We start from the raw sequence: 13179 nt of genomic DNA on the forward strand, positions 1-13179 counted from the left end.
AATGGAGGCTTAATGGAGAAGTAAAATGTTTTGATGAATATAGAGGTGATGATATGAAAAAGATGAATATAACCAAAAGAATGGCAGAATGTGGAGCTCTTGCGATTGTAAGAGAAGAAACACTTAATCGTGCATGTGAAATTGCTGAAGGGTGTATAAAAGGTGGAATAACAAATATAGAAATGAGCTATACTTTAAATAATGCTGGAGAAATAATTCAAGGGCTTAATAAAAAATATGGTGAATCTCTTTGTGTTGGGGCAGGAACCGTTTTGGATAGTGAAACAGCTCGTCATGCTATCTTACATGGAGCTCAATTTATCATTGCACCAAATTATAATGAAGATGTAGCAAAAACTTGTAATAGGTATCAGATTCCTTATGCTCCAGGATGTACATCATTGACTGAGGCAGTAGAGGCTCTGAGTTTAGGAGCAGCTTTTATCAAGGCCTTTCCAATATCAGATTTTTATGGACCTAAGCTAGTAAAGGTATTTAAGACACCAATACCTGATATGCCAGTTTTAGCAAGTGGTGGAATTAATCTGGATAATTTACATGTATGGTTGGAAAATGGTGTTGATGTATGCGGTTTTGGTAGTCTATTAACTAAAGGTAATATTGGGGATATTGCTAAAAATGCTAAAAAGATTCGTGAAATAATTAAAAATATAAGAGAAGTTTAATGTTGTGGCTGTATCATAGTAGTTTATAATTATTATGATACAGCTTATTTAGTATTTGTTATATTTTAATCCAAATTATAGATAAAATTAGTAATGCAACTATTAGTTAACAAAGTGCAACTATAGGAGGATTGTGAATTAGCCAATATATAAATATAATTAAGTTGAGATGAGGTGATAATATTGAACTTTGGAGAAAATTTAAAGAGACTAAGAAAAGAAAGAAATTTATCACAAGAACAACTTTCTGAAATGCTAAATGTATCTAGGCAAGCTATATCAAAATGGGAATCTAATAAAACATATCCAGATATAGAGAATTTAATGTTGTTAAGAAATATATTTAATATAGCTTTAGATGATTTGTTATTTGATGAAAATAAAGATAAAATTGAAGCTGTTATTAAATCAAGTAAATTACCTACAAATAGTACAAATTATGATGAAGATGAGTCAGAAGATGAACTGTCAGATAATTTCATGATAGGTGGTTTTATAATAGGAATATCAATAGGATTTATTACAGATAATTTTATGTGGGGGATAGCGGGTAGTTTTATAGGTATGGGAGTTGGTTATTTATTGAGATATATAAATAAAAGGGATATGACAAACTAAATTTGGAATAAAGTGTATTATGGTAAGTGCAAGGTATACATAAGTATGTATCCAATTATAATCAGTAATCAAATTAAAAATAATAGTAAGATTAAGAATTTAAATCATAAGCAAAAGAGTTGTTTGTAAATATAAGTATAATATGATATCATATAGGCTCAAAAGAAATTTTATATAGTAAAAAATTAAAAATAACAAGTGGAGGACATATGAATATGGAAAATTTACCAAATTGCCCGAAATGTAATTCAGAATATACTTATGAAGATGGAACTCTTTTAGTGTGTCCAGAATGCTCTCATGAATGGGCTTTAAAATTAGGAGAAGAAGAAGGTTCAAACATTATTAAAGATATAAATGGAAATGTATTAAATGATGGAGATTCTGTTACAGTAATCAGAGACCTTAAAGTAAAAGGGAGTTCATCATCTATAAAGATTGGAACAAAAGTAAAAAATATACGTTTAGTACACGACCCATCAGATGGGCATGATATAGAATGTAAAATAGATGGATTTGGAGCTATGAAGCTGAAGTCTTCTGTAGTTAAAAAAGCGTAAAATCATAAAAAATCACTTTATTATATAATTTTATAGTACATTATAAACCATAAGAATTTATTGAGGAATTAAAGTTTATTTATCCTTATATTTTCTTGTGGTTTTATTAATATGTAATTTTAACAAGTTTATTTAGACAAATAAGAAACCTATGTATACTATTGGAATAACTGATACATTAAATTATAATTAAGAATAAGAAATGTTACATAAGAGGCTGAAGTGTAATTTATTTACAATATTAGCTTATTAAAAAACTATACTGAGAAGGAGAAGTGATATGATAAATATACATAAAAATATATATAATAATAAATTATTTGATGAGTTAAAAATTGATTGTGAGAAGTGTTTTGGACTTTGTTGTTTGGCTCTCTATTTTTCTGCCTCAGATGGATTTCCCACTGATAAGGAATCAGGAAAGCCATGTATTAATTTGCAATCAGATTTTAAATGTTCTGTACATAATAATCTTATAAAGCGAGGTTTTAGAGGTTGTACTGCATATGATTGTTTTGGTTCAGGTCAGAAAGTAGCGCAAATAACATATAAAGGTAGAGACTGGATGCAATCATCAGAATTAGCAAATCAAATGTCTGAAGTGTTTTTAATCATGCGACAATTACATGAAATGCTATGGTATCTTAAAGAAGCATCTGTATTAGACATATCAGATAAAATAAAAACAAAAATTGATTCAATAATTGAAGAAACTGAAAAGATAACCATTATGACTCCAGAACAGCTAATTGATTTAGATATAACATCACATAGAGTAAAGGTCAATTCATTATTATCTCAAGCTAGTGAGTCTGTAATGGAAAAAGTCAAATCTTTTCTTAAAACATCTAATCTTAAAAGTAAGAAAAAATTGAGTAAAAGTATAGACTTAATAGGAGCAGACCTTAGAAAAACAAATTTAATAGGAGCAGATTTAAAAGGAAGATTAATGATAGCAGCAAACTTAAAAGATACAGATTTAAGTGGAGCAAATTTAATAGGAGCAGACTTAAGAGATTGCGATATTAGAGGAGCTAATCTTAAAAATAGTGTGTTTTTAACACAATTGCAAGTTAATACTGCAAAAGGCGATTCTAATACAAAATTACCAGCCTCACTAGTACATCCTAAACACTGGAACAAATAATTAAATTAATACATGATTTTACAAAATATGAACTTTTTTGACTCTACTTCATACTATATATTAGAGATTCTTTAGAAGAATTTCTTAATATATAATAGGAGAGATATAAAAATGAGTTATCAAAATTATAAATGTGAAAGAGATTATGTATATGATGATTATAAATATAATGAATGTAACAAGTGTTATAATGATTATGAAGAAATGACACATGTTCATGAATATTCACAGAGTGTTAAGTTAGCAGAAGAGTGTGATGATAGACATAATCATCGTGCAGCAGGAGTTACTGGTGAAGTTATACCAATAAATGGTGGAACAAATCATGTTCATAAAATAACTGATAATGTAGACTTCCTTGACCATTTTCATAAAATATGTGTTACAACAGGTCCAGCTATTAAGATACCAGGAACTAATAAACACGTTCATTTAGTATGTGGAAATACTACTGTTAATGATGGTCACTGTCATAAATTCCTTTTTACTACTCAAATAGAAGCCCCTTTAGTATAACTAATGGAAATTATTGTAATAAACTTGTTAGATTTTAGTATATAAATGATAAAAATGTAATGGGTAATATTTAAATTTAATTAGGGCTATGATATTAATATTCATAGCTCTTTCTAAATTTATATAAATAAACTAGACAAAATTAAAAATTATATAGAATAGAAAGGAAGTATTTATGAACTCTGAAATGATTTTTGAAATGAAGAAAATAAATTCAAGTGAATATAAGGAAATATTGCAAGTCTGGGAATCGTCAGTAAGAGCAACACATGATTTTTTAAAGGAGAAAGATATTGAATCTCTAATACCATTAGTTAAAATAGGACTTAGAGAAGTAGAAAATATAGTTGTTGTGAAAGATAATGATATGATAAAAGCCTTCATGGGAATAGAAAAAGACAAAATCGAGATGCTATTTATAAAAGATGAATATAGAGGATATGGTATTGGAAAAAAGCTAATGACATATGCTATAGATAAATATAATATAAAATATGTTGATGTAAATGAGCAAAATAAAAAAGCAGTAGGATTTTATACTCATTTAGGATTTAAAGAATTTGATAGGTCTGAAATAGATGGGCAGGGTAATCCATTCCCAATATTACATATGAAATTAATTTAATATATATCTGTTTAAATGAAGAATAAAACATATAGGAAATATAATTTTTCTATTATCAGCTTACATAAAATTATTAATTTTAAAAAATAATATATATTTATAAGATTTACAGGATAAAATACAATAAAAAGACTAAGGGGACACCATGAATAAGAAGATTTTAGATACTTTTGTAAAATTAATAAAATATAACTGGAGTACATTAATTACATTTGAACTACTTCACAAAGGGCTGGCTCTGATAATTATATTACCATCAATTAAATTTGTATTAAGTAGTTCTATGAAAAGTGCAAATATAGTTTATTTAAGTACTGATAATATAGGAGAAATATTAACTAATCCTATATCAATATTACTAGCTATACTTTCAATTGCGATATTAACATTTTATATGTTTTTTGAATTTACTTCAGTAATTATATGTTTTGAGAAATCAAGAATTTCTGAAAAAATTACATTATATAAACTTGTTGAAATGTCTTTAAAAAAATCTATAAAAATATTGTATCCTAAAAATCTATTGTTATTTATATTTGTGCTATTAATAGTTCCACTTACAAACATAGCCTTAACTTCAGGATTTATTGGAAAGATAAAGCTCCCAGAGTATATATTAGAGTATATAAATTCTAATATAGTTCTAAATATAATTTATATGTTTTTAATATTAATATTATATATATCAGTTATTAGATGGATTTTTAGTATACATGAAATAACTTTAAACACAGATAGTTTTAAAGAAGCGAGGGATAAAAGTATTAGCCTTACAAAAGGAAAATCAATAAGACTAATTCTTTATTCATTAGGGATATCCATAATAGTCAGTATTATAGGATATATAATATACCATAGTATTGTTATATTGATAGGAATATGGACAAAAAATTATACTGAGGCAACTTTTTTGAAAGATATATTTATTAATAGGTGTATATTGTTCAATGACTATGCTACATTTATTTCATCAATAGCTATATTTATAATTAGTACAGGATTTATTTCTGCATTTTATTATGAATATAATGATATTAGAATTTATAAAAAGAAATCTGATAAACAAAAAAAATCAGTAACTCAGCTATTAAAAATAACTCTAAAAGTATCCATAATTTTATTTATCCTACATAGTGAATCTATAGCATACTCTTTAAATAATGATATTTTATTTAACTCTTCATTTTTTTATAATACAACAGCAACTGCTCATAGAGTTTCTTCATTAATTGCTCCAGAAAATACACTGGCTGCGTTTAAAGAAACTTTTGTAACTCAAGCTGAGTATGCTGAAATTGATGTGCAAGAAACTAAGGATGGAGAACTGATTTTATTTCATGATTCTAACTTTGAGAGAGTAACTGGTATAAATAAAAATGTTTGGGAAGTAAATTATGATGAAGTTAAGAACTATGATGCTGGTAGTCACTTTAGTTCAAACTTTGCAGGTGAAAAAATACCAACTCTTGATGATGCGATGAAATATTCGAAAGGAAAAATAAAACTTCTAATAGAAATAAAACTTAATGGTCATGAAAAAACCAATGTAGAAAAAAGGGTTTTGGAATTGATTAAATTAAATAGATTAGAGAATCAATGTGTTGTAGCATCTATGGATAAAGATGTATTAAAAAATATAAAAAAATTAAATCCAGATATAATAACATGTTATTTGACAGCAGTTGCATACGGAAATTTTTATAACTGGGATTATGTTGATATATATGGAATAGAATCTACATTTATAACTGAAAATGTTGTGGATAATATACACCAAAACGGAAAGCAAGTTTTTGTGTGGACTATTAATAATAGTAAACTAATGAAAAAAATGATTAATTTAAATGTAGATAGCATAATTACTGATAATCCATTTTTATTGGATGATGTAATTTATTGGCAACAAAATGGATTTGTCAATAGGGTGGCTTATTACTTGTTTGGTGATGATTCTAATGAGACTATAATTGAAGAAGGTTAGATTATAAAAAAATATATTGACATTGACGCTACGTAATTCTATATACTCTATTTTGAAGGAGATGATAAAGATGAATATCATAGAAATTCGCTCAGATAAAGTATATAAGAAGATAATGAATGCACCAGTAAACAAAAAAGAAGATATATATAGATATGAACTTATGAAGCCTTTTGAATTCAAATGGAAATGTATAGATGTTCCAATGGTTGCCAAACAAGAAGGTGGATATGATGTAATTATGGCAAGTGAAATGATGGGGGTTTTATCACCTAAGAATATTAATGAAAATCAAATAAATAATATAAATGCAATATCTGATGATAAACTTTGGAACACTTGTAAAGAAACTATAGAAAATTCTATGAACTCATTTATAAGAGAAGGATACGATTTAAATATTAAGGACTATAAATATTCAATATTGTTGGCTAATCCAAATAGTCCTTATACAATTTTAAGTGATGGATGTTGGGGTGATGGTGGGATACCTGGATATATGTTCATATCACTGGTTCCTAATGAGTACACGATTGATAGATTACAAGTAGCACTAGCACATGAATGTAATCACAATATTAGATTCCAGTTTATAAATTGGAGTAATGATATAACACTAGAAGAGATGATGATAAATGAGGGTCTTGCAGAGAATTTTGCAACCTGGATGTTTGGTGAGGATATGGTGGGGCCTTGGGTTAGTAAAACGGATATCCAAACATTAGACACATATATAAAACCAATAATAAAAAATGCTTTAAAAGAGACTGGATTTCAAAACATCACATCCTATCTATATGGTGATGATATAGCCAAAATGCAAGGATACTTTCCAGTTGGTTTACCTTACTGTGCAGGATATGCTTGTGGATATTATATGATTAAATATTATTTAGAGAAAACAAATAAATCAATAGTCGAAGCTACTTTGTTGCCTTATACTGAGATAATAGAAGGGATGAAAGCGTTTTGGAAATAAATATTATAGTTGCATAATTTGAAAAAAATTATGCAATTTTTCTATTTTTGAGAAAAAAATAAATTGACAATAATTTGTAACAAATATAAAATAATATATATAAAGAAATATTTCAATGTATGAAGTTTTTGAAGATTTCATATCTAAAGTACCTAACATTGTATGTTAGTTTCTTATTACTTATCTAAATACTATATATTTCATAGTATCTATAAAACTACTATAAGAGTATGAAATGTATTAAATAATCAACTGAAAAATGAAATGTTAATAAAAAATAATTCAAATTTTGAATGTTAAATGAATATAATTAAAATAAATATATAAACTTGAGTGCAATACTCATATTTTAGTGTATTATCGAATTTTAATTGTACTTTTATGCACCATAACTTATAAACTTATGTCATGTTATATTTGAACAAGTAACAAAATTGTAGATATAATTTAATCTGCAAAATTTATATGAAATGGAGTTGATGCTATGACAGAATTGATGATTATAAGTGGATTAGTGCTATTGATTTGTATAACCTCGAGTAAGGTCTTATATAAATTTGGAGTACCAATATTACTAATTTTTATCCTATTAGGGATGTTATTTGGGTCTGATGGAATGGTAGGAATTTATTTTGACAACTATGAATTAACAAAACAATTATGTTCTATTGGACTAATATTTATAATGTTCTTTGGAGGATTTGGAACAAACTGGAATATGGCTAAACCTGTTGCAGTACCATCTATACTAATGTCATCGCTTGGTGTAATAATTACAGCTGGAGTTACAGGAATATTTTGTCATATGGTAGTAGGAACTAATTTACTTGAAGGCTTATTAATTGGAGCAATTGCAGCTTCAACAGATGCTGCATCTGTGTTTGCTGTGTTGCGTTCTCGAAAACTAAATTTAAAAGGTTCCCTTGCTTCATTATTGGAAGTCGAAAGTGGGAGTAATGACCCCATAGCGTATATGTTGACACTAATTCTTTTGACACTGATGAATAATTCTGGGGTAGAACTTATTATACCAATGGTAATAAAACAAATAGTTTTTGGGCTAGCTATAGGATTTATACTAGCAAAGTTGTCTGTTTATATTTTAAGAAATTCAAACTTCGAGATAGAAGGATTTTATACTATATTTATAACAGCTATTGCAATACTTTCTTATGCACTTAGTGAGTATGTTGGAGGAAATGGATATTTAAGTGTGTATATTTCAGGTATTATTATAGGAAATAGTAAAATACCTCATAAAAAAAGTTTGGTTCATTTCTTTGATGGAATCTCATGGATTATGCAAATAATGTTATTCTTTATGTTAGGATTGTTATCTTTCCCTTCCAAGCTACCAAATATATTTGGTATAGCGATGGCCATATCTATATTCATGATAGTTATTGCAAGACCATTAGCAACATTTATAGTTCTAGCAAAATTTAAATTTTCAAATAAGGAAAAATTGTTCATATCATGGGTAGGTCTTAGAGGTGCAGCTTCAGTAGTTTTTGCAATTTATGCAGTTACTCAAGGAGTAATTATAGAGAATGACATATTCCATATAATATTTTTTATAGCTTTACTTTCAGTAGGGGTGCAAGGTACATTGATACCAACAGTAGCTAGAAAGCTAGATTTAGTCGATGATAATACACCTGTATTAAAAACATTTAATGATTATGATGGAGAAATTAGCTCTAAACTTATAGAGGTAAATGTTGATGATAGTAGTAAATGGGCAAATAAGAGTATAATGGATTCTAATATACCAGAAGATATATTAATAGTTATGATAAAACGAAAGGAACAGGTTTTAGTGCCCAAAGGCTCAACTGTTATAAAAACAGGGGATACATTGGTACTAAGTGGAGATAGAATTGAAGAATTAATATAATTATAATTTATTTGTATTGACTTTAACCTAAGGGGAAGGTCTAAACTTAAATTAATCAAATCTAATGCGCAGGTGATGAGATGTTTTCTATAGGAATGTTTTCTAAAATAAATAAAATAACTACAAAGACATTAAGGTATTATGAAGATATCGGATTGTTAAAGCCAGAATATGTAGATGAGTTTACAAAATATAGGTACTATACGACAGAGCAATTACCTAAATTACATCAGATAATAACTTTAAAACAAATGGGTTTGTCACTAGCTGAGATAAAAGAAGCTATAGAAAATCCTAAAGCGGTTGAAAATATTTTAAAAAATAAAGAAAAAGAAATGCTGGATGTAATTAAAAGTGAAGAATATAAACTCATTAAACTGCGTAATTACCTTGTGAATTTGAAAGGAGAAGTCAATATGAATGATGTAATTATTAAGTCTTTACCAAAAGTTAAAATTGCTTCTATGAGAAAGGTATTAAAGGGGTATGATGAACTTTTCAGTCTATTTCCAAATGTAATGGCTGAAGAAATGAGGAAGGCTGAGTGTACATGTGCAGTTCCAGATTATTGTTTCAATATATATCATGATGGTGAATATAGAGAGACTAATATGGATGTTGAGATGTGTCAAGCTATAAATGACTTAAAAGAAGATACAGACATATTAAAATTTAAAGAACTAGATGAAGTTGAAAGTGCTGTTTGTATATTACACAATGGTTCATATTCAACATTAGGAAAAACTTACGCAGATGCATTTAAATGGATAGAGGACAATAAATATGATGTGATTGGAAATCCTAGAGAATCTTATATAGATGGCATATGGAATAAAGAGAATGAGGAAGATTGGCTAACAGAAGTTCAGATACCAGTGAAACGAATTTTATAATAGGTTAAAATAATAAAGATAAAGTTATTAAATGAGGTCTATCTAAATAAAAGATATGCCTCATTTTTTGATATTTATAGATATTATAGATTTATATATGAAAAATATATTGATGTTTTATATATAAAGTAGTATATTTTCGTTGAGGCAATAAAGTGGAAAACATGAGACATTAATTCGTTTTTAAGAATAGGAGGTATTTATATGGAGATATTCGCAATAGGACATTCAAATTATTCATATGATAAACTTATTGATATGATAAAAAAGTACAATATAAACTGTATAGTTGACATTAGAGAAACTCCATATTCTAAATATAATATTCAGTATAATAGAGAGTCCTTCAATGAATCATTGAAAAAATCTGGATTTATATATGTATACATGGGCAAGGAGTTTGGAGCAAAGAGAACCAACAAAGATGTATATACAGAGGAAGGATATGCAGATTTTGAAAAAGTAATTAAAGAAGATATTTTCTTAAAAGGAATAGAAAGACTAAAAAATGGATGTCAGATGGGATATAAGATAGTTTTATTGGGAGCAATGCAAGAACCTATACGATGTCATAGAAGTATTTTATTAGGTAGGGTATTGAATAAAGAAGGTTTTGATGTAAAATATATAATGCATGAGGGTTATCTAGAGACTCAAGAAGACATAGAAGAATCATTATTAGATAAGTACTTTAGTGATAGAAAACAACTAAGTATTGATAATTTATTGGGGAATGTATTGACAAGAGAAGAAATGATACAAGAAGGTTATATGTTAGCCAATAAAGAGATAGGATTTAGAACAGAGAAAATCAGTAAATAGAAATATTAATTACTAAAAATCTAAAAGTTATCTTAAATAAGAAAATATGCTAAAGTTGTAACAAATAAACATGATGTACTGATTAATAATATTACTATAATTTAATAATACTATTTAGATTGTGATATTACTTTAAATAGTACATCATGTTGTAATGTTACAAAACGAAAGTTCTAATACTGCCATAATCAACAGTTCTATTAAGCGTAGGATGACTAGATATAAATCTAACTGTAATTTTTGAGTTTAATAAACAAGAGTTAGAAACTAAGAACAACCTATCACCATTTATAATGGAAGTAATCGCAATTGGAAGAACTCTAACAAAGGCATCATATCTATTTCTAGCAATTTCATAAGGATAGTTTCCAACAAAAACGAATAGATTTAAATCGTATATGTCACCAACAACCCAAGCCCATTGACCATAAACTTTATCAATACTTACTGTTCCTAAGCTAAGTGTATCGAAGTAGGTAGCTATAGTTAAATAAATATCGTTTGTATTCTCTGAGTATGAAACAGTATATCTTCTAAAACGTATAGGTTCTGTAGCAGAAACGGGATAAACCATGTTTACGTTTAAATTAGTTGTATTCAAATTAATCAAAGTATCACATCCTAAAAATAGTCTATAAAATACAATATTTAAATTGAGGCAATTTTGTTACATTTATGTTGTAAGATTTTATATTTTAATTTCCTGTAATATGTAGTAATCAATAAATTCTGGTGGGTGCTAAGTGGTTAATTTAAATATACAAATATTTAAATTATAGTATCCATAAAAAATAATAAACATAAAATAATTATAAAGATGTACTGTGTTAAAATGATATTAAACGAGAATAATATTATTTGAATACAGTATATTATGAGTTGGGAATATAAATTTAAACTTTAAAAGATTAACTAACAATTTGCTAAACTAACTAAAAATTAAATTTATATAAAGAGGGAAAAGAGGAAGAGAGATGTTTATAAGGAAAAATGTTATAAAATTAGCAATTCCTATAATGATAGAGCAGACATTTGTCATGCTTCTAGGGGTATTTAATACAATGATGGCAGGTCATATTGGGGAAGAAGCTGTATCTGCAGTTGGAATGGTTGATTCAATAAACAATATATTCATATCTGTATTTGCTGCATTATCTGTAGGAGCCACTGTTGTTGTAGCTCAACAAATAGGCAAAAGAGATAGTGAAAATGCGAACGAAACTATCAAGCAAGCTCTAGTATCAGGAGTAATACTATCTTTTACAATAACAATCTTAATGTGGGTTTTTAGGACTGGTGTAATTAACTTATTTTATGGTTCAGCAGAAGAATTGGTAAAATCAAATGCAAAATTATACATAGAGTTTACATTATTCACATATCCATTTATTGCGACACAGCAAATAGCAAATGGTATTCTAAGGGGTTGTGGAGATGTAAAGAAACCCATGTATGTAACTATGTTTATGAATATAATAAATGTGACATTGGGATATATACTTATATATGGTATTGATTTAAATTCTTTAGGTATAAATCTACAAATACCATCTTATGGGATAACAGGAGCAGCTATGTCTATTGCTATAGCCAGAATAATTGGATGTATAGTTATTGTAAGAGCTTTATTCAAAGGAAATGAATTTATATCTATAGGTAAAATATTTCCAATTAAGATTGATGTTGAAACTCAAAAATCTATATTTAATATAGGAATACCAGCTGGTGTTGAACAACTACTTTTTAATGCAGGAAAATTAATTGTTCAGGTATTTATAGTTACTATGGGGACCTCAGCAATTGCATCCAATGCGATAGGAATGTCAATTGCATCTATCATAAATGTAATTGGGAATGCTTTAGCATTATCTGCAACAACATTGGTAGGTCAGTATATAGGACGTGGAGATATTAAAGGTGCTAAAAGTACTCTCCTATACCTAACTAAATTTGCAACAGTTTGTTTATTTGCAGTAGGGGCTATATTTATACCAATTGCTCCTTGGATTTCAAGTATGTATACTCAAAACACTAGTGTAATTGATGTATCAACACAACTGATTCGAAGTGATTGTCTAGCCATGGTAATATGGCCTATATCCTTTGTATTGTCAGCAGGATTAAAAGGGGCAGGCGATACAAGATATACAATGATGACAGCTATAATAGGGATGTGGATTTTTAGAATTTTTACAGGTTATGTGTTGGGGGTTGTATTAAAATTTGGTGTACTTGGAATTTGGATAGGTATGTACACAGATTGGCTTGTCAGAGGAACTTTATATTGTTTAAGATTAAGGGGAACAAAGTGGCTAAAACACAAAATTGCATAGGACATATATAATCACTTTTGGATAGAAAACTCTATCTGGAGGTGATTTTTAGCGTATATATTTTCATAATTATAAGTAGGATATAGAATGATTAAATCATATGAATAAAGTCTATAATAATA

13 protein-coding genes are annotated in these 13179 nt (G+C 27.6%); 12 read left to right on the top strand and 1 reads right to left on the bottom strand.

What is annotated here, in order from left to right:
* Positions 1-53: 53 nt before the first annotated feature.
* The 11 genes from Q3287_RS13340 (at position 54) to Q3287_RS13390 (ending at position 10724) form a co-directional block, all read left to right on the top strand.
* Positions 54-686 (top strand): ketohydroxyglutarate aldolase, encoded by a 633-nt coding sequence (locus Q3287_RS13340; RefSeq protein ID WP_054272054.1) that lies wholly within the window; start codon positions 54-56, stop codon positions 684-686.
* A 183-nt stretch (positions 687-869) separates the two neighbouring features.
* The gene (locus tag Q3287_RS13345) at positions 870-1304 is read left to right on the top strand and encodes a helix-turn-helix domain-containing protein (RefSeq protein WP_407964188.1); all 435 of its coding nucleotides are present in this window, start codon (positions 870-872) and stop codon (positions 1302-1304) included.
* 215 nt (positions 1305-1519) lie between these two features.
* The gene (locus Q3287_RS13350) at positions 1520-1864 is read left to right on the top strand and encodes a zinc ribbon domain-containing protein YjdM (RefSeq protein ID WP_054272094.1); all 345 of its coding nucleotides are present in this window, start codon (positions 1520-1522) and stop codon (positions 1862-1864) included.
* 280 nt (positions 1865-2144) lie between these two features.
* Positions 2145-3011, top strand: coding sequence for a pentapeptide repeat-containing protein (locus Q3287_RS13355; protein ID WP_223153280.1), 867 nt, complete (start codon positions 2145-2147; stop codon positions 3009-3011).
* A gap of 111 nt (positions 3012-3122) precedes the next feature.
* Positions 3123-3527: a YmaF family protein gene (locus Q3287_RS13360; RefSeq protein WP_407964189.1), complete on the top strand. Its 405-nt coding sequence runs from the start codon at positions 3123-3125 to the stop codon at positions 3525-3527.
* A gap of 175 nt (positions 3528-3702) precedes the next feature.
* Positions 3703-4152 (top strand): GNAT family N-acetyltransferase, encoded by a 450-nt coding sequence (locus tag Q3287_RS13365; protein WP_054272051.1) that lies wholly within the window; start codon positions 3703-3705, stop codon positions 4150-4152.
* 145 nt (positions 4153-4297) lie between these two features.
* Positions 4298-6133 carry a glycerophosphoryl diester phosphodiesterase membrane domain-containing protein gene (locus Q3287_RS13370; protein WP_407964190.1) on the top strand — a complete coding sequence of 612 codons (1836 nt, stop codon included), beginning with the start codon at positions 4298-4300 and terminating at the stop codon, positions 6131-6133.
* A 70-nt stretch (positions 6134-6203) separates the two neighbouring features.
* The gene (locus Q3287_RS13375; protein WP_407964191.1) at positions 6204-7112 is read left to right on the top strand and encodes a DUF2268 domain-containing protein; all 909 of its coding nucleotides are present in this window, start codon (positions 6204-6206) and stop codon (positions 7110-7112) included.
* A 484-nt stretch (positions 7113-7596) separates the two neighbouring features.
* Positions 7597-9009 carry a potassium/proton antiporter gene (locus Q3287_RS13380; RefSeq protein ID WP_219674261.1) on the top strand — a complete coding sequence of 471 codons (1413 nt, stop codon included), beginning with the start codon at positions 7597-7599 and terminating at the stop codon, positions 9007-9009.
* A gap of 95 nt (positions 9010-9104) precedes the next feature.
* Positions 9105-9902: a MerR family transcriptional regulator gene (locus Q3287_RS13385; protein ID WP_407964192.1), complete on the top strand. Its 798-nt coding sequence runs from the start codon at positions 9105-9107 to the stop codon at positions 9900-9902.
* Between the two features lie 204 nt (positions 9903-10106).
* Positions 10107-10724 carry a DUF488 family protein gene (locus tag Q3287_RS13390; protein ID WP_407964193.1) on the top strand — a complete coding sequence of 206 codons (618 nt, stop codon included), beginning with the start codon at positions 10107-10109 and terminating at the stop codon, positions 10722-10724.
* 157 nt (positions 10725-10881) lie between these two features.
* On the opposite strand, the gene Q3287_RS13395 is transcribed toward Q3287_RS13390, so the two are convergent.
* A complete protein-coding gene (locus tag Q3287_RS13395) occupies positions 10882-11334 on the bottom strand; it encodes a staygreen family protein (RefSeq protein ID WP_054272045.1) in 453 nt (150 codons plus the stop codon).
* Between the two features lie 364 nt (positions 11335-11698).
* On the opposite strand from Q3287_RS13395, the gene Q3287_RS13400 reads away from it, so the two are divergent.
* On the top strand, positions 11699-13057 hold the full coding sequence (locus Q3287_RS13400) for an MATE family efflux transporter (protein WP_054277810.1): 1359 nt from the start codon (positions 11699-11701) through the stop codon (positions 13055-13057).
* The last annotated feature ends 122 nt before the right edge of the window (positions 13058-13179 follow it).

The sequence above is a fragment of the Clostridioides sp. GD02404 genome (genome assembly GCF_045898275.1).
GTDB lineage: Bacteria > Bacillota > Clostridia > Peptostreptococcales > Peptostreptococcaceae > Clostridioides > Clostridioides difficile_A.